Below are 25490 nucleotides of genomic sequence, written 5' to 3'. Positions count from 1 at the left end.
ACAATGATTTCCAAAACTTATGCCCCTCAGGAGATAGAGGATAAATGGTACTCCTACTGGATCGAGAACAAGTTCTTTCAATCGAGTCCTAATCCCGATAAAGAACCCTACACCATTGTGATCCCGCCGCCGAACGTCACAGGCGTGCTGCATATGGGGCATATGCTCAATAACACCATTCAGGATATTCTGGTCCGCAAGGCGCGGATGGAAGGCAAAGAGGCCTGCTGGGTACCCGGCACCGACCATGCTTCCATCGCCACAGAAGCCAAAGTGGTAGCCATGCTCAAGGAACGCGGTATCAGTAAGCGCGACCTTACCCGCGACGAGTTTCTTGAGTACTGCTGGGAATGGACCCACAAATACGGTGGTATTATCCTGCAACAACTCCGCAAGCTCGGCGCTTCCTGTGATTGGGACCGCACGCGCTTCACGATGGAACCGGATTTGTACGATTCGGTGATCGACGTATTTATTGACCTATACAACAAGGGCGAGATTTACCGCGGCCACAGGATGGTGAACTGGGACCCGCAGGCACGCACGACCGTTTCCGACGAAGAAGTGATCATGAAAGAGGTGAACCAAAAGTTGGTTTATCTTCGGTATCCTTTGGAAGGAGCGCATGGAGGAGGTAGTATGGAGGAAGGAGTTGTAATCGCAACTACACGGCCAGAGACGATTATGGCGGACGTTGCAATTTGTGTGAACCCTGCGGATGAGCGTTACCAGCATTTGATTGGTAAAAAAGTACTGATTCCTCTGATTAATCGCGCGATTCCGATCATTGCAGATGAATATGTGGAAATGGAGTTTGGAACGGGTTGTCTGAAAGTGACGCCTGCGCATGATACCAATGACTACGAACTCGGCAAACGTCACAACCTGCCTATTATCGATCTTCTGAATGAGGATGGTACATTGAATGATAAGGCGCAGATTCTCGTTGGCGAAGATCGTTTTGCGGCGCGGAAGAAGATCATCAAAATGCTCGATGAGTCAGGTAACCTGGTGAAAGTCGAGGAATATAAGTCCAATGTGGGCCATTCCGAGCGTACCAATTCGGTGATCGAGCCGCGACTTTCGGAGCAGTGGTTTTTGAAAATGGAGCAAATCAGTAAGCCTGCATTCGAGAATGTGATGAATGATACGGTGCAGTTGATCCCTGCGAAATTCAAGAATACTTACCGCCACTGGATGGAGAATGTCCGTGACTGGAACATCAGCCGCCAGCTTTGGTGGGGCCACCGCATTCCGGCCTATTACCTGAACGACGGCACTATCATAGTCGCGAAGTCGAAACGCGAGGCATTGCGGAAAGCGCAGCACGAGTACCAGCTCTTTGCATTAACAGAAGAAGACATTACCCAAGACCCCGACGTGCTCGATACCTGGTTCTCGTCGTGGCTGTGGCCGATCTCGGTTTTCAATGGCATCAAAGAGCCAGATAATGAAGAAGTTAATTATTATTACCCGACAAATGACCTCGTAACTGCCCCTGAGATCCTTTTCTTCTGGGTAGCGCGGATGATTATCGCAGGCTATGCATATCGCGGCCAGTATCCGTTCAAGAATGTGTACCTGACCGGTATCGTTCGCGACAAGCAGGGCCGCAAAATGTCGAAATCGCTGGGTAACTCGCCCGATCCGATTGATTTGATCGATCAATTTGGCGCGGACAGTATCCGTACCGGCATGCTTTTCAGCTCTCAGGCGGGTAATGATTTGCCTTACGACGAAAAGCTGATCGAGCAAGGCCGGAACTTTGGTAACAAGATATGGAATGCGTTCCGCTTGGTAAAAGGCTGGACTGTGGACAGCGAGCTGCCTGTTCCGGAAGGCTCCAAGCTGGCAGTGCAGTGGTTTGAGAGCAAATTGAACCAGAGTCTGGCCGAAGTGCAGGATCACTTTTCGAAATTCCGTATCTCGGATGCATTGAACTCGGTGTATAAATTGATTTGGGATGATTTCTGTGCGCAATACCTGGAAATGATCAAGCCGGGATTCGAGCAACCGATCGACCGGTCGATTTACGATTCAACGCTCGACTTCTTCGACCGTTTGATGCGCTTGCTGCATCCGTTCATGCCCTTTATTTCAGAAGAAATCTGGCAGAATATTATTGAAAGGGGCGAGAAAGAATCCATTTGTATCGCGCACTTTCCGCAAGCTGCTGAATACGACCAGGCATTGCTGAATGATTTCGATATTCTTTTTGAACTTGTTTCGTCGATCCGTAACCTGCGCAATGCAAAAGGGATTAGTCCCAAGACCGCATTGCCGCTGGCAATCCGCACCGAAGCTGGCGACCGCTACAATGCATTAACGCCATTGATCGAAAAGCTGGCGAATGTGGAAGGCATTAGCTATGTAACAGCCGAAGGCGAAGGGAATTCTTTCCGGGTGAAATCCGATGAGTTCTTCGTGAACCTGGCCGATGAGCTTGATGTGGAGGCGGAACGCGAGAACTTGCAACGGGAGCTGGGATATACGCAAGGCTTCCTTGATTCAGTGATCAAGAAGCTTTCGAATGAACGTTTTGTCGCGAATGCGAAAGGAGACGTCGTCGAAAAAGAGCGCCAGAAGCAAGCTGATGCCGAAGCGAAGATCTCTACATTGACTGACGCATTGGCGAGGCTTAAATAAGCGTCAAAAATAAAACGCATACGTAAAGCACAGGGCATAAGCGCCTTGTGCTTTCTTATTTTGCTAGAATACGGTTTAATGTCGTACAGACATTTAAAAAGTGCAACGCGACGACCATGTAAATGGCTCACCCTTAGGATTAATCAATGAATTAATGGAGAGATAATCATATTAATTTTTAAAAAAATTTATTAGGTCAAACTGTTTGGAAATGGGAAAAAACCGGATGTAAATTTCATGACAATCTCATGTAATTCAATTGAATATGGCGACGAAATCAGTACAGGAACTGGTGGTGCCGGTGGGTGTCACACTCGACCGCTTCATCATGCACAGCCAAAGCGCATTTCCTTATGCGACCGGTGAGTTATCGCAGCTACTCCGGGACATCGCACTTGCGGGAAAAATCATCAACCGGGAAATCAACCGGGCCGGGCTGGTCGACATTGCGGGTGGAAGCGGGACGGAGAATGTGCAGGGCGAGGACCAGCAGAAACTCGATATCGTCGCCAATGTCCGTTTTATCCGCGCATTGAAAAACGGGGGAGAAGTTTGCGCCATCCTTTCGGAGGAAGAGGAAGACATTATACACACTGGAAATAACCACGGGAAATATGTGGTGGCGATGGACCCGCTGGACGGATCTTCCAATATTGATGTAAATGTCTCGATCGGTAGCATTTTTTCCATTTACCGCCGCATAACGCCTATTAATGGCCCGGCTTCGATAGAGGATTTTTTACAGGGCGGTCGGAAGCAGGTCGGGGCAGGGTATATTCTTTACGGTTCCTCGACGATGCTGGTGTACTCTACCGGCGATGGCGTGAATGGCTTTACGTTCGACCATTCGCTCGGAGAATTTATTTTATCACACAAAAACATAGGTACCCCGGCCGAGGGAAAGATCTACTCGGTAAATGAGGGGCATTATCACAGCTATCCGAGATTTGTGCAGCAATACATTGCGCAATGCAAGTCTAAAAATTTCAGCGCGCGCTACATCGGTTCGCTCGTGGGCGATTTCCACCGTAATATGCTCAAAGGCGGCATTTATCTTTATCCTTCTACCAAAAAAGACCCGAAGGGCAAGCTGAGGCTGCTTTATGAATGCTACCCGCTGGCATTTATCGCCGAAAAATCAGGTGGAAAAGCGAGCGATGGTTTTGGTAGTATCCTCGACATTGTGCCGCAATCGTTTCACCAGCGCTCGCCGATTTATATAGGCTCTGCCGGGCTTGTCGATGACGTTGTGAAAGGCTGATAACCGGCTACCGTTTTAGTTTTCGTACCTTTGCGTCATGCAAGAGACGCAAAATACATTCGAGCAATTTAAGCTCAACCGCCAATTGCTCAATGCGATTGAAGAAGCAGGCTATACAGAACCGACCCCTATTCAGGAACAGGCGATCCCAGTGGCACTGGCGGGGCAGGATATTCTTGGCATAGCCCAGACAGGTACTGGCAAGACAGCCGCATACACATTACCATTATTAATGCGCATCAAATATGCCCAGGGACAGCATCCGAGGGCTTTGATTTTGGCCCCCACTCGCGAGCTGGCAATGCAGATCTCGGAGGCCATTTTGCAACTTTCAAAATACACCGATATCCGGACGGTAGTCCTTTATGGTGGTGTCGGCCCGAAGACGCAGATCGAAGAGCTTCGTAAAGGCGTCGATATTATCGTAGCTACTCCGGGGCGATTTATGGATTTGTATTTCCAGGAAGAAATCGTTGTCAAGCATCTGAATGTAATGGTACTCGATGAGGCCGATAAAATGATGGATATGGGTTTTATGCCGCAGATCCGCAAATTGCTGGAAATCATCCCGACCAAAAGGCAGAATATGCTTTTCTCAGCAACATTTTCGGGAAAAGTTGAACACCTCTCTCACGAATTTCTCGAATTTCCAATCCGTATCGAAGTTACCCCGCAGGCAACTGCGGCTGAAATGGTATCGCAATCGCTTTACGAGGTTCCCAACTTCCGCACGAAAGTTAACCTGCTATCCTATTTATTAGGAGATAAGGAGACCTTCATACGGGTGCTCGTGTTCACGCGCAGCCGTGAGGTAGCCGGGCTGGTGCATCAGAACCTGCTGAACCGAGTTATTCCCGAAGCGGAACTGCGAGTAATCCACGCAAATAAGGGTCAAAACACGCGCATTAATGCGATGGAGGCATTTCGTGAGGGGCAAATCAGGGTTATGGTCGCTACCGACGTTGTTGCGCGTGGAATCGATATCACCGAGGTGAGCCATGTCATCAACTTCGATGTGCCGCTAATCTACGAGGATTATGTACACCGGATCGGCCGTACCGGCCGCGCCAATAATATTGGCAGCGCCATTACCTTTATGACCGTCGCCGATGAGTACCATATCGGCAGGATCGAGGCGATGATCCGAACGGAAATCCCGAGGACCGAATTCCCCGACGAGGTGGAGATCGCCGAAACGCCGTTCCAGGAGCGGCAGGATATGCTGCGTGAGATAGATAATCAAAAACGAAAAGCCGACCCGACTTTTAAGGGCGCATTTCACGAAAAAAAGCGGTACATCCCGACAACCAAAAAGCCGTCAGGGAATACCGGTAAAGGCCGCAGGGGAGCAGGCGGAAGAAGTAAACGAAGGTAATGCAATACAATTCCAATAAATCCGTTTAACTTGGACAATAGAAACCTGTTCTTCTATTTAAGTCAATTATGAAAGAGTCTGTTGTAATTTGGCTTGCCATTTTGATACCTGTGATGGGCTTTGCTCAAAACACGCATCTGGCGAGCGCGGGTACAAGCACAGATACAAATGTTGCCACCAAAAAGCCTCTTGATTTAAAAGAGAGGCGGGTTCTCCCGCTCTTCGGGGAAGTGAGTAAGACATCGGAGCAGATCGACGAAGAGATCAAATTCCTGAGTGAATGTGACAAATCATTTTCCAATCGCGCAGAGGCGAGCAGCTTTTTTGCAGCCCGTGCCTGGGAATATTTGCAGGAAGGTTCTCTCGACACGGCCTGTTACCGATTCAATCTCGCCCAACTGCTGAACGACAAGAACGTGGAAACTTACTGGGGTCTGGGCGTTGTATCCTACCAGCGTGAAAACTGGGTTGATGCTAAAAGAATGTTGAGTAAGGGCGTAAGCTTGCAGGCCGACAATGTACCGTTGCTGGTAGACCTGTCGACGGTGGAACTTAAACTGTACGCAATTAGCAGTCGGGAAGAGGAGTTGGACGAGGCGGCGGAATTGCTGAAACGTGCGGTCTCTATTGATTCTACTTACGCATTGGGGCAGTACAATCTGGCATTGTTGCATTACAATCTCAATGAGCTCGACAAGTCATGGGATCATTTGCACAAAGGACGTACGCTCGATTTCAGCCAACTGAACCTCGATTTCGTAGAGCTGTTAAAAGCCAAAATGCCTGATCCACATGGGTTCTTCAAGTAAGCGGCATTGTTTAGAAATTCAAAGTCTCCCAACCGGGAGACTTTTTTTATGCGTGGGTACCCCTCACGAAACTACTTAGCATGTCTTTCGTTATGTCTCGTGGAGTCGAAGGCACCCTGCGTAAACGCCTCCGACTCCGCGAGACATAGTCTTTACTGAAAGAAAAATCCTGTTGGCGCAACGCCCACTTTGATAGAATCGACCACGCTGCCATCCGTGCGGTAGCGTATCGCGTAACCTGCTTGCGCGTACGACGGTGTAACACCTGCATAGAGCAACCCTTGTGTAGGATCAACCGCCAGTCCTGTGAACACACGTGGTATCAGAGGCGTAGTCATGGCGATCTGCGCGTCGCCAATACCGAACTTATAAGTGGCACCAAGCTCCCTGCCATTGCTATCGAACCATGAGAGCACGAAAAAGATCGATCTGAGGTCGGTGCTAAAAGTGAAGTTGCCCGGTGACTTGAAGCCTTCCGTGGCGATCGCTAATGTAGTTTCCGTTGCATTTGTTTCAGTATTGATGCGGAGGACTTTGTCATTGGCATTGACCCACAACTTACCATTCGCATCGAGCCCTACCGGATTCGCAGCACCCTGTGTTGCAATTGGGGAGCCCGCCTCTTCGGTAGTAGTATTAATGATGGTCAGCTTGTTGCCGGCTCCCCAGGGTGTAGAGCCTACAAAAAGTTTCCCATTTGAATAGACCAGGTTCTCGGGGCCGTCGGCGACGTTTATCTTTTTGGTCACCTTTTTAGTAGCCAGATCAATAACAGCGATATAGCCGGTAGTGTATTTTAGATCAGCATTGGTTCCCCAACACGATACATAAGCCTTGCTGCCAGTAATTACTGCTTCGCGAGGGTTTTCAATATCGGGCGCGCCAATCGAAGCTTCGCTCTTAAATGTATAGCTGTCCACAAATACAACCTTGTCCTGCCCGGCGACCGAGTTGTCGACCAGAAGGATGCCTTTCCCATCTGCAGCTACGAAATCCTGTACGCCACCTTGTAATGCAGTCCCGTTGGCAGCAGCGAAAATGTCGGCATCGGCCGTGTTTCTCTCGCGGGGGAAGAAGGATACAGAACCGTTGTTTTGCGAGAAATTACCTTCATTAGACACAAAAACACCACTTACATAATCGCCTTTGGGATCCGGGTCACTCTGGTTACAAGACCATACCAACACTGCCGAAAACGCTACTGCTAATGAACTGGCTAACTGTTTTTTCATTTTCATTGAATTATTGAGAATCATAACTAAAGGTTAAACTTACTGCATAACTTCTTCCCGGCATCGCATTATTTCTGACATTTAAATAAAACTTGTCCGTAACGTTGCGGATCTGACCCTGGACGAGGAGTTTCATTTTGCAGGCGGAAATAGAGGTCTCGGCCAGTAGGTTCACCAAGCCATAGCCGTCCAGAAACTGCGAATTATCAAAGGTGGTATAGCGCTTGCCGGAACCTTGGAACTGGCCTGTTAGACGGGTGAACTTGTATTGGATAAATGCATTTGCGTTCGCCGAATGCTCAGGTACAAAAACTAGTTGCTTCCCCACGATGTCCTGTGAATAATTATCATAAGCCTTTTCCTGGCTGCTTCTGTTAAGCGCGTAACCGGCATCCAGTCCGGCCAGCCAGGATCTGGTTTGGCGCTGATAACTCATTTGCAACTCCAATCCCCTGGCGAGTACCTGTTGCAAATTCTCGACCCGGTAATTTCTCGACGGGTTCCAGTAAGTCCACTCTTTAATACGGTTATGGTAAAAAGTTGCGGAAGTCCGCAGCGTACCGCCGAAAGCAGATTTGAAAGTTTGTTCGAGACCCGCTTCCTTATTCCAGCCTGTTTCCGGGCGGATATCCGGATTGCCCAGGTCTTTCCAGTAACGTTCATTCAGTGTTGGAACCCGGTAACTTCTTCCGTAGGAGCCTTTGGCAATCAGTTTGTAATCTTCTTTTTGCACTACATTAAATTCAATACCTATTGACGGTGTAAAAGGCGGATTAAAACTACTGACAAGTCCCTGCCTCAGATTGACCGAAGTAATGAGACGAGATGTTGCCTGCCAGCGCGTGAGGAGAAATACATCGGTGCGATTTTCGCTTATTGGCGAGCGGTCATAGCCCGGCACACGTGAGCGATAATGCGTCCATTCGCTACCGGTTTTAATGGAGACGGTATTCAGGTTGCTCCCGATATTTATCAAAAAGTCTTTTTCAATTCTCGTGGCAAACTTATCGGTTACCGAATGGTCGGGGCGGGAAAGGTCGCCCTTGGCGTAATCGATGATGTCGCGTACCCAGGCTGTGCGTGATGTGAGCGTCCCGATCCGGTAACGGAGCATCGTTCGGTATGCCGTGGTGCGCGTCATCTCACGGCCTTGCTCGTCGGGCGTCAAAATTAGTTTGTTGTCGGTAAGCCAGACATGCGCCGAGATTTCCTGGTCTTTTTTTGATTGGAAAAACAAGTCTTGTACAATGCCTTTCTGAAATGTTTCGGTTGGTAAAAGCTGATAATTTCTGCGAAAAGGTTTAGGGTAATTATTATTCATACGACCATCATAAAACGCAGTTTTCCCCGAAAATGACCAAAGGCTATTCAAACTCGTGGTATAGCGAAGGTCAGCATGAGTTTGGTGGTTTTTAAAGCTCTCTTGCTGCCTGCCTATCGACGCGTGAAATGGCTGTACCGATGCACGACTATCAAGCAAGATGCTTCCCCCGACGGCGTCCGAGCCAATAACGCTGGCTGATGAGCCATATTGAACGGAGAGTTGGTCGAAACCGGCAACAGGGATAGTCGAAAAGTCTGTTTGTCCAAGAGTAGGTGCATTGATATTAAGCCCGTTCCACAACACTGCGGTATGATTGGCCGACGTGCCTCTGAATGAGGAAGTGCTCAATTGCCCGGGGCCATAGTTTCGGAATGCAATAGGAGTAAATGCAGAAAGTACGTCGCTGATATTCTGGAACCGCGCCTGCGCAAGAACGGCCGAATCAATCGGCTGTATTTTCAGGCCACTCATGAACCGTTGCGGTACAAAGCCTCTTACGATCACCGGTTCGAGCGCAATGGAATCACTTTGGGCACAGGCAGGTATAGAGAAAGCCAGGCTTGCCCATAACATCAGTCTAATCAGAAATTTCCTGTCGGTTAACACCCTACTTCACACGATTGGCATCGATCTTCCGTTTTTCCTCCGAAAACGTTCCGATCAAATGCTCTGGCAGGTCTCCTGGCTCGTCTTTCGTGTCCCTTGCCTTCCCGTTTTAGAAACAGTGGCATTGAAGATCGGGCACGTATCGGTTGACTTACAGTTGCGGGGACAGCTTCCGGTTGTGCGGAATTCCCTATTAAGCCTAATTGCTGACTAAAAGCAGCTTATGGCACCAAGCGTAGCAAAGTTAGACATTTTCACTGACTTTCTGTTCTTTGCGATAACCGCTATCTTTGCGGCAAATTTTGATTGCTTTTGGCTACCTCAACAGATAAGTTTTCGGCTACATCCTCCCTCAAAGGCATTTATCTCATGCTGGGAGCCGCTTTTTTCTTTTCGCTTACATCGGCGATTTCCAAATGGCTTGGGCGCGAATTTCACATCGTCCAGCTGGTATTTTTCAGAAACATCGTCGGTGTGGTTTTTATTATTAGCAGCATTTGGCAACGGCCGTTGAGGCAGGAAGGCGGTAAATTAGGGTTACTGATTTTTAGGGGAGTAGTGGGTACATTGTCGCTATATATGCTCTTTTACGCGATCCAAACGCTCGGACTTGGACGCGCATCGACCTATCAGTACACCTATCCGATTTTCCTCGCACTTTTCTCCTGGTTGCTGATTGGAGAAACACTGAATTCAAAGGAATGGATGGCCATTTTTGTTGGTTTTACAGGAATCCTTTTCGTTTTTCGTCCTGACCTTTCGTCATCTCTGAGAGATAATGGGCTGGGTTTGGGCAATGCTTTGCTAACGGCCATTTCCTATCTATCGATACGCCAGCTCGGAGTCGTGTACGACACGCGTGCGATTATTCTGTCATTTATGCTCAGCGGCATTGTTATGCCCATTTTATCGATGCTCGTCGGTACTTATTATCCGATGGAGCACCTCGACTTCCTCATCGGGACTTTCAAATGGCCACAGCATGCTTATCATTGGCTGGGCTTTCTGACATTGGGGCTCACGGCACTTTTGGGGCAGAAAATGCTTACGCAATCTTTCACCTACGACAAAGCCGGGCGCGTCGCCGCGGTGGGTTACTCCAATATCCTGTTCTCTGTTTTGATCGGGTTTTTAATGGGAGAGGCCATTCCTACATTATCCATGCTGACAGGCATGCTATTGATCATCGCCGGCGGCATATTGGTTTCATTTGCCAAAACCAAAAAGGCTTAGAGTAACCCATTAAATGCGGGTCCGCTCGAACTCGCGTGTATTGGTTTCGTCAAAAATGCGTTAAATTGAGAAGACTTTGCTGGCTTCCATATTGAGTAGCAGTTTGAAGATCAGTGTGGCAATGATTGGTGTCACAGATCTGTTTAAATAGGAAATCTACAAATAGCATGAAACGAATCCTTTCTTTACTCACGATATTTTCTGTAATGCTTGTATTCCTTAGCGGTTTCAAAGCTGACACGGACAGCAGACCAGCGGAAGGAATCCACTGGCTGACCATTGAAGAAGCATTTGTCAAAATCCAGACGGAACCCCGCAAGGTGTTGATCGACGTGTACACCGATTGGTGTGGCTGGTGTAAGGTCATGGATCGCGAGACGTTCAAGGACAAGGCTGTCGCCGACTATATCAACAAGAAATACTACGCCGTCAAGCTCGACGCCGAACAAAAGGCGACAATCAAGTTAGGTGACAAACAGTTTAAATACCTCGAACAGGGCGGTCGCGGCATCAATGAAATCGCGTTGGCCTTAACCAATAATCAGCCGAGCTATCCGACAACCGTATTTCTGGACGATCATTTCAACATAATCCAGCCACTCCCGGGTTATCTGAAAGCAAAAGAATTTCATCAGATCATCACGTTTTTTGGAGAAGATTATCACAAAAAACAGGACTTCGAGGGATATAAGGCGAAGACGTACGGGGAATTGTATCCTGCGAAGTAGAGAACGTTCAATTCACTCAACTTCCTAACTTAAAGTTTATTAACACCGAATGTGTTTTGAAACCCATCAAAACAAAATTCTTATATTAACTTTAATAGGTAAGTATGAAATGCAGTGAAACTGGCTTTTTTCGAGGATGATTTCAGTTATAGTACTGATGAGATCGAGCTAAGACATTTTAACGACAAGCCTGAAAGATCGGTGTACTAGTTAAAGTCATTTAGAAGCTAAACCGCTTCCCCTTCCTGCATCCGTTCCGCGTTCTCTGCAATGCGGAGCTTCTCAATTAGTTCGGCGATGTCGCCTTCCATTACAGCCGGAAGATTGTATACGGTATAACCAATACGGTGATCGGTAATGCGGCTTTGCGGGTAGTTGTAGGTTCGAATTTTATCAGAACGATCCCCACTGCCCACCATCGATTTCCGTTGCGAACTGATGGCGTCATTGTGTTTCTTCAACTCTATCTCGTACAGGCGGGAGCGTAACACGCTCAATGCTCGGTCTTTGTTCTTTAACTGCGAACGCTCGTCCTGGCAACTTACGACAAGTCCCGACGGGATGTGCGTCAGACGCACCGCTGAATAAGTGGTGTTAACCGACTGTCCACCCGCGCCTGACGACTGGAAAGTGTCGACACGGACGTCGTTCATGTTGATCTGCACATCGACCTCTTCCGCTTCGGGCAACACCGCTACGGAAGCAGCGGAAGTATGAATGCGGCCCTGGGATTCCGTCTGAGGAACACGCTGAACGCGATGCACACCCGATTCGAATTTCATCTTACCATAAACATCCTCGCCTTCGACTTTGCAAATAATTTCTTTGTAGCCACCATTGGTTCCTTCGGTATAATCCATCACTGACGACCGCCACCCCATTTTTTCAATAAAGCGCTGGTACATCCTGAAAAGGTCGCCGGCGAAAATAGCGGCTTCATCGCCACCTGTACCGCCACGGACTTCGAGGATAATGTTGCGGCTGTCGTTCGGGTCTTTTGGGATGAGTAGTTCTTTGATCGTCTGTTCGAGTTCTTCCAGCTTTGGTACCAGGTCGTCGAGCTCTTCCTTGGCCATTTCCCGTAGATCTTCGTCTTTTTCGGTAGCTATCAACTCTTTGGTGCCGGCAATGTCCTTCTGCAACTTTTGGTAAATCACATATTGCTCTACGATTTTGCCAAGGTCTTTATATTCCTTGCTGATCTTGGAATAACGTGTGGAGTCGGACACAACTTCCGGTTGAATGATTTGCTGGGAAACTTCTTCAAACCGTTCTTTTATAGCTTCTAATTTATCGATCATCTTTATTGAATATCTTTGGCACGACGCATTCGGGGCACAAAGATACGCATTTTAGCTAAATGAATGGTTTCAAGAGGCTAGGGTAGTGTGGCCGCTAAAATGCCGTACGATTATTTAGATTAACGTTTGGAACAATGAAACAACTAATATGCATCGTAGCGCTGGGGAGCATAGTTGCCAGCTGCGATTTTAAAAGCGGCCGTATCGAGAACACGAAGGAATTAAACCGGGAGATCAAGGCTTCACAAATAAAACGTGTCACAAACGTGCAACTAATTTCTTCCGCAGATGAATGGGGAAAGAAAATAGCTCAGATTGCGGAGAAATCCTTAAAAACTGAACTCGAAAGGAAACCCGACACGGGCCTGGCGCATTGTCAGGATCTGAGTGGCATTCCCGTTATAGCTGCGTTGCAAAAGGAATATGGGGTTAAAGTGCAGTTGCTAGGGACCAAAGACCTCAAAAATCCCGCCCTTGATCCGAAAGAGCGGGAGATTCTGGACGCATATGCATATAGTGCCAAGAGCAATACGCAGGCAGGGGACAATTTGCAGCAGCTCAACGATACGTTACTGGTTTACAATGCGCCGGTGTCGCCAGGAAGTGTCATTTGCAAAAGATGCATGGCAGGTCAGGATACGACCTTCGCTGTCTGGCGATTGCTTTTTAATAAAAAGGAGATTATCAGGAAGCTCGATGCCAAGCAGTTGAAAGATTGATAGAGCTGTAATGGAGTATTGCCTGGCTTCTGAGCAATACTCCATTTATATTACTTCCCAACAACCTGGTAGATATCATACCAATCTTCCCGGCTCAGCTTGATATCCGAAGCACTCGCGCCATTGCGGATACGCGCTTCGGATAGAGAGCCAATGATGGGCAATGTGCCTAATTTCATCAGCCATGCCACGGCAGTCTGCTCGATATTGGCATCATACTTTTTGCCAACTTCTTCCAGTTTCGCTCTTAAGCGAACGGCTTTTTCGTCCGTGCCATTGAGAATTTTTCCTCCGGCCAGCGGTGCCCATGCGAGAGGTTTGCTAAAACTTTGCTTGATAAAGTCGATCCGGCCGTCTTCGATGGCCGTTGTGTTCATCAAATTCAGCTCGATGTGGTTTGTTACGATCGGTATACGAAGGTAGGATGCCAGCAATTGATGTTGAAAAACTGTAAAATTGGCTACACCAATATGCTTCGCCTTACCGGAAGTTACGATTTCGGCCAGTGCCATGGCTGTTTCCTCGGGGTCGGCCAGCAGATCGCTCTGATGAAGTAGGAAAATGTCGAGGTAATCGGTTTTGAGCCTTTTCATAGAGCCGTTAATACTATTGATAATGTGCTCGCGTGAATTATCGTGATAGGTCAGATATTTATCCTTCGATTTCCGGATACCGCATTTGCTGAACAGCACGATATCCTCTCTTTTGAAAGATTTGTTACTGATGATTTTGCCGAAGTGCTCTTCAATGGTATGCTCGCCGTAAACGTCAGCATGGTCGAACGTATTGATACCCAGGTCGAGGCACAGGTTGACCGTCTTTTCAATCTGTGTAGTGGTGACGGCTCCTTCGTCGGTCCATCTCCAGAAACCATAAATTGCTTCCGAGACCTTCGGGCCGGAATCGCTGAGGCTTACTTTTTTCATCGGTGGTAGTTTGAATTCCTGCAAAAATATCTATTTCTCCAATCGTTTGGCCTTTACGATCAGATAAAAGTCGTTGTCCAGTTCGAGGTACCCGTAATCGTAAACAAAGTGATAAATGCTGCCTTTGAGCGTTGGGCGAATGTTGGTAATGAGGTTGAAGTCAAAACCTTTCGACAATAAAATGTGCTTGGTCGTTTTGGATTTATCCTCTGGACAAAGTTCTTCCAGAATCCGGCGATTCTTGCGGAGTTGGTTATTGATATTCCTTAAAATATTGTAGGAATCTGAATTAAGCCGGTTGTTGAAACTGTTCCGGCACATGTCGGAGCAGAACTTCTTGTCCATTCTGCCCACGAGGGCTTTTCCGCATTCCTGGCAATTTTTCATGTCTTCCTGATTCGTCCGCACCGGTTAGGGCGGGTCGGTGTGCATAGATTTACTTTAAATGCAATATAGTGAAATTCATTTGGTGGATGCACAGGCCCTGTTTTTCCGCTTGCAAACGGCTGCAAATGTTTTCATATGACTGTAAGTAGTTAATAACCGAGTCTTTTTGTTCAACGACCACACCTTTGCAATGCCGGTTCGTCATTGTCGGCATATTAATCAATCATTGATCATCTAAACAGCAGCAGTTATGAACTCGGTAAAATTGGTCGGAAACGTAGGTCGCGAAATCAATGTGAAGGAATTTGAAGGTGGTAAAATGCTCACCTTCTCTCTGGCAACGGACGAAGACTATGTGAACAGACACAAGGAAGAAGTCAAAAATACGGTGTGGCACCAGGTCGTCGTGTGGCGGGAGCTGGCGCAACGGTGTGAAACATTTCTGACAACAGGGAAAATGGTTTCCATCGAGGGACGACTTACTTACCGGCAATTTTTAGATAAGGAAAATCGCACGGTTCGGCGTGTGGAGGTGACTGCCCATAAGGTGGAGGAAGTTGTTAAGAAGCAGGAGGCAGGGGTTTGAAACAAGGGAAAAAATGGCCTCATGCCAGGTAAGACATGAGGCCGCTTATTTTTAAAGACTTTTTTCCAGTGTCGCTTTCCAGTTGGTGTAAGCTTCGCGTGTCGCATCCACCAGTGCCTGGTCGGGTTCGATCGTGCGTAATGCCGTGAGTCCGACAAATGCGTCCTCGCGACTTTTGTAATAACCCAATCCGAAACCAGCCGCACGGGCCGCCCCCTGCGCTCCGTCGGTATTGTACAATTCAACAGTCGCGCCGGACACGTTGGCGAAAGTTTCGCGGAAAACAGGGCTAAGGAACATATTGGCCTCTCCAGCGCGGATGTTTTGTAGCGAGACGCCCACGGTTTCCATGATCTCCATGCCATAATACAAGGCAAAGACAATGCCTTCCTGCGACGCGCGCGTGAAGTGGCTCAGGCCGTGACGGCTGAATTGCAGACCTTTAAAAGTAGCGCCCGGATCCTGGTTTTCGAGCATGCGTTCAGCTCCGTTGCCAAATGGTAAACAGAACAGACCGTCAGAACCCACAGGTGCCTGTGCCGCGAGGTTGTTCATTTCGGGATAGGATATATTTCCCTGGAATAAAGCATTGCGTAGCCAGCCGTTAAGGCTTCCCGTGCCGTTTACGCACAAAAGTACGCCATAACGCGAAGCGGAAGTGATCGGGTTGACATGAAGAAAGGTATTGACACTTGACTTTGGGTCAAATTTGATCTGATCGCTGACGCCGTACACCACCCCGGAGGTTCCGGCAGTTGCGGCTACTTCGCCCGGTTCAAGTACATTGAGCGAAAATGCATTGTTAGGCTGGTCACCGGCACGATAGGTTACCGGAATGCCTGCGCGCAGGCCCAATTCAGCGGCTGCTGCGGCCGTAACCTGTCCTTGTTCCGCAAAAGTCGGAAGAACAGTGGGAAGAATGTCCGGGCTAAATCCAAAGTGGTCAAATAGAAAATCCGCCGGACGCTGGTTCACAAAATCCCAGAATATACCTTCAGACAAGCCGGATGGTGTTGTAACCACTTCGCCGGTCATGCGTGCTGCCAGATAGTCGCCGGGCAGCATAAACTTATGCACTTTCGCATACACCTCCGGTTCGTTCTCCTTGACCCAGCCCAATTTGGAAGCGGTAAAATTGCCAGGCGAATTGAGTAGATGAGGCAAGACATATTCCTCACCCAATGCTTCCATTGCCCGATTACCAACTTCGACAGCCCTACTGTCACACCAGATAATAGATGGGCGGAGGACATTCAGGTTTTCGTCTACCACGACCAGCCCGTGCATTTGGTATGATATTCCTATCGCACCGACCTCGTCGGGTGAAATGTTTGCTTTTTGGATGACTGACCTTGAGGCCAGACATGCATTTTCCCACCACATCTGCGGTTGTTGTTCAGCAAAACCCGGTTTTGGTGCTGCAATGGTCATTTCCCTTTCAGGATAGAACGCGGAGGCGGCGACGGCCCCGGTATCTGCGTGAATTAAACAAGCTTTGACGGACGAACTGCCCAAATCGAATCCAAGGAAATACATTGCGAAATATGATTATTTTGATTTAAACTACTTCAAGATTTAAATATAAGTGCTAAAAAATACAAAAATGTTCAAATAAGCTTAAGAAAAGAAGTATAATAAGTGTAAAATATACACTTATATAATATTGTGGTGTTTAGATACAGGAAAAGATGCTAAAAACGGTCGTAAAATCGATATATTGATAGCACGACGAAACTAAAAGGTTGAATTTCCAGTCTCCTTTGTGTTTATCTTGCAAGAGGTCAAATTTCTATTGCGATATTTGGGTTAAAATTTAAGTTGCGAACATCCTTGATAGGGAATTATGAAGAAAGTTGTACAAGTCATTCTCATTGGTGGGCTGGTGTTGTTGTTCTCTGAATTTCGCCCTGCTGAAAAAAAGTGGGAAAAGCCATTCTCGCGTCTGGATCGGGAAATCAGACAGAACAGTAAGGCTTATGCAACACTTGGCGAGGCGACTAAAACGATCGGGCACAGACTTACTGGCAGTACCAATGGCGAAAAGGCTGAGGAATATGCATTTAAGTTGTTGAGAAGTTACGGCTTTACCGATGTAGTATACCAACCTTTCGAAGTTGAGGCGTGGATGCGGGATACGGTTACACTATCGATCGCACCGGGCAGCAGCGACAACTTCCGTGATGTCCCGGTGGTGTCATTGGCGCATTCTCCGGTGGAATCCAATTTACAGGGTGAAATTGTGGATGTAGGCAATGGGCTGGAAGAAGACTTTATAGCGCTAAAAGAGAAGGTGAAGGGTAAGATAGCCATGGCTAACATCAATCTGGTAGGTGTGACCGGAAAAAAGAATTTACACCGATCAGAGAAAACGGCGCTGGCGATCAAGTATGGTGCAAAAGGGATGATTATGGTCAATGGAGCGCCCGGAAAAATCCTGCTGACCGGTACCGCCTCTGTTACCGGAGCCATTATATCCATTCCCGCTGTTTGTATATCCAACGAAAGTGGTTTTGAGATTCGCAAGTGGATTAAAGATGAAGGACCACTTGAAGCACACATTGATATGCACAACATTGCCAAGCCGATTAAAGCGCGCAATGTAATTGCTACGTTAAAAGGCAAATCGGATGAAAAGGTGATCATAGGCGGGCACCTCGATTCATGGGATCTTGCAACCGGTGCGATTGACAATGGAATTGGATCCTTTGCAGTAATGGACGTTGCCCGGGCTTTCAGGACGTTGAAGGTAAAACCGGAGCGAACCATTCAGTTTGTTTTGTTCATGGGCGAAGAACAGGGACTTTTAGGATCAAAACATTTTGTAAGCGAGCTCAAGAAATCGGGGAATATCGATAAGGTTTCTTATATGATGAACCTCGATATGACCAACGATCCGAAAGGTGCCAATACATTTGGGCGGGACGAAATGAGCGAATTCTTCGCGAACGTCGGTCAGGCTATCCATGCGGTGGATAATGAATACAAGAATGAGACGGCGAACAGGGCAGGATTGCATAGTGACCATCAGCCCTTCATGCTGGAAGGTATTCCTATTGCCGGATTGTCGGGACATCTGGATCCGGGCGTATTACAGTGTTATCACGCCGATTGCGACGATTTCAGTCTCGTGAACAAAGACCAGCTGGAGAACACAGTGCGCATTGCATCCATGTACCTGTACGCACTATCCAACACGGAAAACATTGCGGTGAAGAAATTATCGGATCAGAAGACCCGTGAATTCCTGATAGCTCAAGGATTGAAAGAGGAACTGGTCATTGGCCAGGAGTGGCGTTGGGAATAGTAGTTAGTTAATGTCCCTCAGGTCAAGTTCAAAACCCGGTAGTATTTCACCACCTGAAACGACGGAAGTGAGAGGTATAGCAATTTCAGATGCGGTGGGAGAGAAGATTCTGACTTGGTTTTTAATCGGGTCAATCAACCAGGCTAATCTCACGCCCAGTTGAATCCAATCCTGCATCTTCAATTCTAGTTTTTTGAGACGGTCGGATGTTGACTTTAATTCGATGACAAAGTCCGGACATATGGGCGCGAAGCTTGTCTTGGCTGATTCTGACAATTTATCCCAGCGGTGTTTCTCAATCCAACTGACATCTGGCGAATACAAAGCTCCCGGTGCGGGTTGATAGCCAGTACTGGAATCGAAAACGTATCCGAGCTTAGTTCTTTTATTCCATATCCCGAGTTGAACGACTAATTCAGTGTTGATCAAACCGGTTTTGGTAAATGTTGGCGTCATAATGGTTAGTGTGTTATGAATATCCTTCTCGATCCGCAGATCCGGATTGTTTTGGCAGAGCAGGTATAATTCCTCCATGCCAAATTGCTCTCCTGCCAGATCGATCTCGTAAACGAAGGGTTTGTCTGTGAGCTCGATCTTTTCGAACGGTGAGTGGATGATCTTTTCCATAGCCATTGCTGTCTCTACTTTCATCATTAACAAATATAATCATTTGACGCCGGAAAGTTCGGCCCCAATGAGCCATGGAATTAGCATTTAACCTGAGGCAAAATGTCTGATGAAAGGCCAAATTCCAGATATTTGCACCGCAATTGATGAAACGATGCTAGTATTCCCGAACGCCAAAATCAATATCGGTTTAAACATTGTTGAAAAACGCGCCGATGGATTTCACAACATTGAGTCCTGCTTCTATCCTGTTGGCTGGTCGGATGCGTTGGAGATTACGTTGGCGGAGTCGTTTTCTTTTCATACCGATGGCATTGCCATTCCCGGCAGTACAAAGGATAATCTCTGCACGAAGGCGTACGAAATGCTGGCCAGTGATTACGACCTGCTACCTGTCAGGATACATTTGTTGAAAACGGTACCCATCGGTGCAGGGCTTGGCGGGGGATCGGCGGACGCGGCTTTTACCATCAAGGCATTGAACCAACTGTTCGACCTGGGCATTTCCATCGAGGAGCAGGAACAATATGCGCGGAGGATTGGCAGCGATTGTGCTTTTTTTATACGGAACAGGCCTATGTACTGTTTTGAAAAAGGGGATAAGTTTGACACGATCGACATTCAAATTTCAGGTAAATGGATCGTGCTGGTGAATCCGGGAATCCACATTTCGACCGTTGAAGCATATTCCGGGGTGGTGGCGAAACGAAGCGCAGAAGATTTACGTACTATACTTAGCGGACCGATCACCGAATGGAAAGATCGCGTGCATAACGACTTTGAAGCAACGCTATTTAAAAAATTTCCTCTATTGGAAACGATAAAGGACAAACTGTACGACCTCGGGGCGCAATACGCTGCGATGAGCGGTTCAGGATCTACAATGTTCGGTATTTTTGAGCATGAACAAAATTTGAAGCCTGATTTCCCCCATTTTCGGTTATGGCAGGGTTTTCTAAAGTAAATTTAACACCTGTGTTATGTATTAAGGTATTAAATAGTCGTTATATTCACTTTGATTTGCGCTTTTTAAGTCGTCAATAACTAGGAGATGAATCCAAAGCATACTACGAGGCAAACCGAAAACCCTTTTACCAAACGCCGCGAGCCGCTGGGCTTTATGCTTTGGTTAGGTGTTGCAGGTAGCTCTGTGCTTTTCACATCGATCTTCGTTATTTTTCTTCTACGTGCACATAAAGAGGCGGCCCATTTGGTGGCTTTACCGGATATGTTCTGGCTGAGTACGCTCGTGATTTTATTCAGCAGCATCACGCTGCATGAAGCGAACCTTGCCTTTGCGAATGAGCGATTTCTGCATTATCGGGTGTTTCTTGGAGCGACGTTGTTGCTAGGTTTCATCTTTATCCTGTTGCAGGCCGGGGGTTGGATGGAAATGGTCAACGCCGGTGTTTTCAGTGGTGTGAATACTTCGGAGGGCTTCATTTACCTGCTCACGGGCTTGCATCTTCTGCACATGATGGCTGGTGTGCTATATTTGAGCGATCTGTTCAGAAGAGCTATTAAGAACAGGAGTTACGTTGATTCCTTCGTTTACAGCGTCAATCCGCCCAATCGTCTTCGAATCAAGCTTTTCACCCGCTACTGGCATTTCACTGGCGCACTATGGCTGGTGGTGTTTATATTTCTGATCGTGCTGTACTGAACTAACCTCCCCCTGACGAAAAGCTGACGGTTCCTGAGTTGCATTCGAGATTTCGTATATTTGAATCAGAGATGCTTTAACATGATTCCCGCTTCGCCTCCGATCCGTACAGACCTTTTTTCGTTGTTCATTCTGTTGGGCTGTGTGCAGGGGCTCATTTTGTCCTACGTTTTCCTTTCACATTCAAAAGGCAGCACCCGGCAATCGAACCTCTTTCTCGGGATTGTCATCCTGGCGATGGCGATCATTATCACAGATGTATGGCTGGGATATACCAATTACATGTTCCAGGTTCTCTGGCTGGTCGATTTCAGTGAACCTTTAAACCTGCTGATCGCTCCGGCTACCTTTCTTTATATTAAAACCGGGGTAAACCAACGGTCAGACAAGCGGGGATGGTTACACATCATTCCATTCATGATTTACCTCGCGTACATGTGCCTGCTCATTTACCCGCAAGGCCTGGACTTCAAGTATAACGCTAACCAAGGCTCTTTTCATCCCGAAATGCCACGCCTTCCGACGAACAGTTACGGAAGTGAATGGATGTTTTATCCGAAATGGCATATCAATGATTTCACGTTTGCGAGCATGCTCATTTACCAGGTTGCAAGCATTGTGTTTCTAACGAAAGCTTTCCGGAAACGTGGCGTTTCTTTTTTCACAGGGGAAAAGAGTTCGCTGACATGGTTCAGGGACTTCTGCCTGCAACTGGCATTTCTGGTTGTCGTTTTCTTTGTTGTGAGGGTTTCGTTCAGGCATGACCTGGGCGATCATATTATTGCTGCATTCATTTCCCTGATTATTTACATCACCGGTTTTGCAGTCATAAGAAAGTCATTATTTTTTCAGGAAGCGAATGAAAAGGCCCCCAGGAAGTATGAGAAATCGTCTCTTACGCCCGAAATCCAGTCCGCAACACTCGGGAAATTGCAGGAGATTATGGTTTCGGAAAAATTATTTCTCGATCCCGGGTTCTCTCTGCCGATGCTTGCCAAACGGTTGGGTGTTTCGACCCATCACTTGTCACAAATATTGAATGAGGAGTTAAAGCAAAGTTTTTTCGACTTTCTCGGTGCGTACCGTATTCAGGAAGCCCGGCGCCTGCTTGCTGACGAGCAAAACGCATATATCAAAATAGAAGAAATCGGTCAGATGGTCGGTTACAATTCGAAATCGGCATTTAACACGTCCTTCCGCAAGGTAACCGGTTCGACACCCTCGGAATACCGTAAAAAGCAAGTTGATCAGAAGTTCTGACTTATCGGGAAGAACCTCTGACGGATCAGAACGGTCGTTTTGCCCTTGTTTCCAGCCCTAGTTTTGGGCATTAACTAATTCTGTTAGACATGGAAACAAAATTCAACCAATTTCATTCCACCTGCATAAATGCACGACGCTACGACCTGGACTGGCTGCGCGTCATCGCATTCGGCATTCTTATTTTCTTTCACGTTGGTATGTTTTTCAACCACTGGGGATGGCACATCAAAAACAACACCGTAACCCACGCAGTCGAGTGGCCGATGCGGTTCACAAGTCAATGGCGCATGTCGCTATTATTTATGATCTCAGGCGCGGGTGTCTATTTCGGTTTGGGCAATCGCACACCGGGAGCTTTTTTGAAGGAGCGGTTTGTAAGGATTTTTGTGCCGCTCGTTTTCGGAATGTTCGTGATTGTGCCGCCGCAGATATTTTTGGAGAGGCTTACGCAGGGCCAGTCTTACGATTACTGGGATTTTTACAAAACCGTGTTCCAATTTATGCCTTATCCGAAAGGAAGTTTTAGCTGGCATCATTTGTGGTACCTGGTTTATATCTTATGTTATTCACTGCTGGGGTTGCCACTACTACTGTTTCTGCGTCGCCGATCGGGGATTACAAGCGGTATAGCGGCTTTCTTTGCCAACCCATGGGCGCTGATCATCGTTCCGGTTTTGTGGCATGTCGGCGGAAGTTTTGTTCTGTCCGAACATTTTCCTACCACACATAATCTGGTAACGGATTGGAACGAGCATTTTCACGATTTCACACTGTTTGTGACCGGTTTTGTGATCTGCACGCAAAGTCGTTTCTGGGAAACATTGCAAAAGTATCGGCGGATTATGCTAGGAATCTGGATTACTTTAACCATCGCTCTCTATGCATTCTACTGGACCGTCGACCAGGATATGAATGTTTCTCAATGGCTGGTTTACGATCTCATCAAGACGACCAATGCATGGTGTATCCTTTTGTCGATCTTCGGCTATGGATATACTTACCTCCAATTCACGAACCCGCTCCTCAAATATGCGAACGAGGCGGTATACCCGTTCTATATCCTGCACCAGACGGTGATCATTTGCCTGGCCTACCCATTGATTAATGAGCCGGTGCATTGGTTTGTGAAGTTCATTTACCTCTGCATGGCAACATTTGTCCTATGCCTGGGACTTTACCATTTTGTGATCCGACGTAGCAATTTTCTGCGGGTGTTGTTTGGAATGAAGGCGATTAAGCAACGAAAATCGGACACTGAGGTAGCGCCTATTTCTTCAATATCTTGAATTCAACACGGCGGTTTTGCTGCTGGCCCTCGGGGGTGTCGTTTTTGGCAACAGGCTTGGTTTCTCCATAGCCTTTGCTGGCGACCCTGTCGGGCTCGATCCCTTTCCCGATAAGATATTCACGCACAGTGTCGGCCCGGGCCTGTGATAGGTCAATATTAAATTCCGCGCTACCGGTATTGTCGGTGTGCCCGCCGAGTTCGATGGTCAGCGTTTTATTTTCGGCCATCGAAATGGCTATGCGGTTTAATTCGGGAAATGATTCATCGCGAAGCGTAGCCTTACCTGTGGCGAAGAAGATGTTGTTGAGCCGTACGATCTGCCCTTCCTCGATCGGGATTAGCTTAAGGGATTTGTTGGCAATTTCTTTAAAGGTTTTTTCCTTGCCGGTGCCTGTTGAATCTGTAAGGTCGATATTCTCCCCTTCGGCTATGAAATTGGGCGCAACGGCACGCATGCTGTATTTCTGCCCGTAGGGGAGTATCAGCTTGTATTCTCCGGTAGTAGGGTTGGTGGTAGCAGTCCCTACTTCTTCACCAGTTGCCAGGTCTTCATAAATGATAGTTGCTTCTACGGGCTTGCCTGTTTTGGAGTCGATCACCTTGCCACTGATCATTACCACCGGGTCGGCTGGGGGAATAACGGCAATCGGTGCTTCGGCCGAGGAATCGGCTGGAGAAGTTTTGGGTTGGAGGTTGTAGCGGACAATATCTCCTTTGCCTTCTGTGTCTTTGAAGGACACCATATAAGCGAAGTCGCCTAATGCGGAAATGGTGTAGTAGGCGTCGTAGCCATCGGTATTGATCGCTGCGCCGAGGTTAACGGGCCTGCTCCATCTTTTCCAGGATTTATCAATCCGTTTGCTGTAATAGATGTCATTACTGCCTTGTCCGCCTTTCCGGTCGCTGGAAAAATAAAGTGTGACGCCGTCGGGGGCGAGAAACGGAGTGGTTTCCGTAAAATCCTCAGTATTGATCTCGGAACCAAGGTTTAAGGGCTTTGTCCAGGTGCCGTCCTTTTGTTTAAAACTGACGTACAAGTCGTCGGTTTTGCTGTTTTTCTTTTCACTGAAAGACATTACAAGCACTTTTCCATCATTGGAAAGATAGCCGCAGTCGAACTGCCCCTTGCTGAGCTTGGTATATCCCGGAATGTCCAGCTTGTTGGGAGCTGACCATCCCCGAGCCGTTTTTTTGCTGGTGGAAAAACCCCGCGTCTCGTAAGTTCCATTTTTATATGACCCTTTGATCAGCAGTGTATTACCGTCGGGTGTAATGCTGTAAAGACTGTTGTAATCCTCCTTATTGAGCGGTGAAGGCAGCCTTCTTGCTGGCGTCCATTTATCGCTTTTTAGTTCTGAAAACCAGATGTCCTGGCTGCCTTTCGGTCCGTGCGTGTTCTGAGGATGGCTTACCCTTGAAAAATAGATCGTTTTACCATCCGGGGAGATGATCGGACTAATTTCATTGAATTCGGTATTGACCGATTTTCCAAGGTTTTCCAGTTGCGCATAAGCACTTAGAGTGGTGGCGACCGTTACAGCTAACAGACAGAGAGCACGCATTGTTCTTTGATAGAATGGCTAGTTTTTATCTACATACAACGACCTGTCCAGCGGCTTATTTTCCGCTTTTCTCGAACGGAAGGTCTCCATTTTCTCAAGAAGCGTGGCAGGGTCGTCGGCAACTACCAAAAGCTCGCGGTTATCGGGACGCAAAAAGCCTTCTTCCACCATCTTGTCGAGTTGCAGCAGCAAAAGGTCGTAAAATCCGTTGACGTTCAGAAGTCCCACAGTGCCTTCGAAAATTCGGAGTTGCGACCAGGTTAGAATTTCAAACAGCTCGTCGAATGTGCCGTATCCTCCCGGCAGCGCAATGACACCATCGGACATCGATACCATTTTGGCTTTACGCTCGTGCATGGTGTCGACAAAATGCAGCTCCGACAGGGTTTTGTGGGCCACTTCCAGTTTAGCCAGGAAATTAGGGATAATGCCCGTCACAAATCCGGCATTGTCTATGGCTCCGTCGGCGACGCGGCCCATCAGTCCCATATTGCCTCCGCCGTAAATGAGTTTAATGTTTCGCCTGGCCAATTCTGCTCCTAACTCGTAGGCGGCCTCGGAATATAGCGTTTTCTTTCCCGGATTTGAACCGCAGTATACAACTATGGATTGCATCGGATATCGGAATATGTGTGGTTAGGACAGGATAG

The 25490-nt window shown here is 47.5% G+C and carries 22 protein-coding genes and 1 riboswitch; of the genes, 13 read left to right on the top strand and 9 right to left on the bottom strand.

Features of this window, described 5'->3' with window-relative positions:
* Positions 1-3 precede the first annotated feature (3 nt).
* From LZD49_RS18015 to LZD49_RS18000, 4 genes are all read left to right on the top strand, one after another.
* Entirely contained in the window at positions 4-2646 is a 2643-nt protein-coding gene (locus LZD49_RS18015) for a valine--tRNA ligase (RefSeq protein WP_234668968.1), read from the top strand.
* Positions 2647-2911: 265 nt separating this feature from the next.
* Entirely contained in the window at positions 2912-3907 is a 996-nt protein-coding gene (fbp, locus tag LZD49_RS18010; protein ID WP_234668967.1) for a class 1 fructose-bisphosphatase, read from the top strand.
* A gap of 37 nt (positions 3908-3944) precedes the next feature.
* The gene (locus tag LZD49_RS18005) at positions 3945-5282 is read left to right on the top strand and encodes a DEAD/DEAH box helicase (protein WP_234668966.1); all 1338 of its coding nucleotides are present in this window, start codon (positions 3945-3947) and stop codon (positions 5280-5282) included.
* 68 nt (positions 5283-5350) lie between these two features.
* The gene (locus LZD49_RS18000) at positions 5351-6091 is read left to right on the top strand and encodes a M48 family metallopeptidase (protein ID WP_234668965.1); all 741 of its coding nucleotides are present in this window, start codon (positions 5351-5353) and stop codon (positions 6089-6091) included.
* Positions 6092-6243: 152 nt separating this feature from the next.
* Here LZD49_RS18000 and LZD49_RS17995 read toward each other — a convergent pair whose 3' ends face one another.
* A complete protein-coding gene (locus LZD49_RS17995; protein WP_234668964.1) occupies positions 6244-7323 on the bottom strand; it encodes a YncE family protein in 1080 nt (359 codons plus the stop codon).
* A gap of 10 nt (positions 7324-7333) precedes the next feature.
* Positions 7334-9220, bottom strand: a complete 1887-nt coding sequence (locus tag LZD49_RS17990) for a TonB-dependent siderophore receptor (protein WP_234668963.1) — start codon at positions 9218-9220, stop codon at positions 7334-7336.
* A gap of 80 nt (positions 9221-9300) precedes the next feature.
* Positions 9301-9502, bottom strand: a riboswitch (cobalamin riboswitch).
* A 63-nt stretch (positions 9503-9565) separates the two neighbouring features.
* On the opposite strand from LZD49_RS17990, the gene LZD49_RS17985 reads away from it, so the two are divergent.
* Both LZD49_RS17985 and LZD49_RS17980 read left to right on the top strand, forming a co-directional pair.
* Positions 9566-10486, top strand: a complete 921-nt coding sequence (locus LZD49_RS17985; protein WP_234668962.1) for a DMT family transporter — start codon at positions 9566-9568, stop codon at positions 10484-10486.
* Positions 10487-10653: 167 nt separating this feature from the next.
* Complete coding sequence (locus tag LZD49_RS17980; RefSeq protein ID WP_234668961.1) at positions 10654-11214, top strand: DUF255 domain-containing protein; 561 nt, start codon at positions 10654-10656, stop codon at positions 11212-11214.
* Between the two features lie 227 nt (positions 11215-11441).
* Here the strand turns inward: LZD49_RS17980 and prfA are convergent, their stop codons facing one another.
* The gene (prfA, locus tag LZD49_RS17975) at positions 11442-12515 is read right to left on the bottom strand and encodes a peptide chain release factor 1 (RefSeq protein ID WP_234668960.1); all 1074 of its coding nucleotides are present in this window, start codon (positions 12513-12515) and stop codon (positions 11442-11444) included.
* 134 nt (positions 12516-12649) lie between these two features.
* Between prfA and LZD49_RS17970 the strand changes: the two genes are divergently transcribed.
* Positions 12650-13234 (top strand): hypothetical protein, encoded by a 585-nt coding sequence (locus LZD49_RS17970; protein ID WP_234668959.1) that lies wholly within the window; start codon positions 12650-12652, stop codon positions 13232-13234.
* Positions 13235-13284: 50 nt separating this feature from the next.
* Here LZD49_RS17970 and LZD49_RS17965 read toward each other — a convergent pair whose 3' ends face one another.
* The gene (locus LZD49_RS17965; protein WP_234668958.1) at positions 13285-14160 is read right to left on the bottom strand and encodes an aldo/keto reductase family oxidoreductase; all 876 of its coding nucleotides are present in this window, start codon (positions 14158-14160) and stop codon (positions 13285-13287) included.
* 30 nt (positions 14161-14190) lie between these two features.
* Positions 14191-14547 carry a hypothetical protein gene (locus tag LZD49_RS17960; RefSeq protein WP_234668957.1) on the bottom strand — a complete coding sequence of 119 codons (357 nt, stop codon included), beginning with the start codon at positions 14545-14547 and terminating at the stop codon, positions 14191-14193.
* A 250-nt stretch (positions 14548-14797) separates the two neighbouring features.
* Here LZD49_RS17960 and LZD49_RS17955 point away from each other — a divergent pair, with 250 nt between their 5' ends.
* On the top strand, positions 14798-15133 hold the full coding sequence (locus tag LZD49_RS17955; RefSeq protein ID WP_234668956.1) for a single-stranded DNA-binding protein: 336 nt from the start codon (positions 14798-14800) through the stop codon (positions 15131-15133).
* A 51-nt stretch (positions 15134-15184) separates the two neighbouring features.
* Here the strand turns inward: LZD49_RS17955 and LZD49_RS17950 are convergent, their stop codons facing one another.
* The gene (locus LZD49_RS17950; protein ID WP_234668955.1) at positions 15185-16669 is read right to left on the bottom strand and encodes a xylulokinase; all 1485 of its coding nucleotides are present in this window, start codon (positions 16667-16669) and stop codon (positions 15185-15187) included.
* 307 nt (positions 16670-16976) lie between these two features.
* Here LZD49_RS17950 and LZD49_RS17945 point away from each other — a divergent pair, with 307 nt between their 5' ends.
* A complete protein-coding gene (locus LZD49_RS17945; RefSeq protein ID WP_234668954.1) occupies positions 16977-18437 on the top strand; it encodes a M20/M25/M40 family metallo-hydrolase in 1461 nt (486 codons plus the stop codon).
* Positions 18438-18440: 3 nt separating this feature from the next.
* Here LZD49_RS17945 and LZD49_RS17940 read toward each other — a convergent pair whose 3' ends face one another.
* Positions 18441-19091: a Uma2 family endonuclease gene (locus LZD49_RS17940; RefSeq protein WP_234668953.1), complete on the bottom strand. Its 651-nt coding sequence runs from the start codon at positions 19089-19091 to the stop codon at positions 18441-18443.
* Positions 19092-19218: 127 nt separating this feature from the next.
* Between LZD49_RS17940 and ispE the strand changes: the two genes are divergently transcribed.
* From ispE to LZD49_RS17920, 4 genes are all read left to right on the top strand, one after another.
* Positions 19219-20028, top strand: a complete 810-nt coding sequence (gene ispE / locus LZD49_RS17935) for a 4-(cytidine 5'-diphospho)-2-C-methyl-D-erythritol kinase (RefSeq protein ID WP_234668952.1) — start codon at positions 19219-19221, stop codon at positions 20026-20028.
* A gap of 87 nt (positions 20029-20115) precedes the next feature.
* Positions 20116-20727: a heme-copper oxidase subunit III gene (locus tag LZD49_RS17930; protein ID WP_234668951.1), complete on the top strand. Its 612-nt coding sequence runs from the start codon at positions 20116-20118 to the stop codon at positions 20725-20727.
* An 81-nt stretch (positions 20728-20808) separates the two neighbouring features.
* Positions 20809-21987, top strand: a complete 1179-nt coding sequence (locus LZD49_RS17925) for a helix-turn-helix domain-containing protein (RefSeq protein WP_234668950.1) — start codon at positions 20809-20811, stop codon at positions 21985-21987.
* 89 nt (positions 21988-22076) lie between these two features.
* On the top strand, positions 22077-23276 hold the full coding sequence (locus LZD49_RS17920) for an acyltransferase (protein WP_234668949.1): 1200 nt from the start codon (positions 22077-22079) through the stop codon (positions 23274-23276).
* On the opposite strand, the gene LZD49_RS17915 is transcribed toward LZD49_RS17920, so the two are convergent.
* Both LZD49_RS17915 and LZD49_RS17910 read right to left on the bottom strand, forming a co-directional pair.
* Complete coding sequence (locus LZD49_RS17915) at positions 23257-24840, bottom strand: OmpA family protein (RefSeq protein WP_234668948.1); 1584 nt, start codon at positions 24838-24840, stop codon at positions 23257-23259. The genes LZD49_RS17920 and LZD49_RS17915 overlap by 20 nt on opposite strands.
* Before the next feature lie 18 nt (positions 24841-24858).
* Positions 24859-25455 (bottom strand): TIGR00730 family Rossman fold protein, encoded by a 597-nt coding sequence (locus LZD49_RS17910; RefSeq protein ID WP_234668947.1) that lies wholly within the window; start codon positions 25453-25455, stop codon positions 24859-24861.
* Positions 25456-25490 lie beyond the last annotated feature (35 nt).

Origin of the sequence: Dyadobacter sp. CY261 (assembly GCF_021440085.1) — a bacterium.
Taxonomy (GTDB): Bacteria; Bacteroidota; Bacteroidia; order Cytophagales; family Spirosomataceae; genus Dyadobacter.
This window is presented reverse-complemented; position numbering and strand designations above follow the sequence as displayed.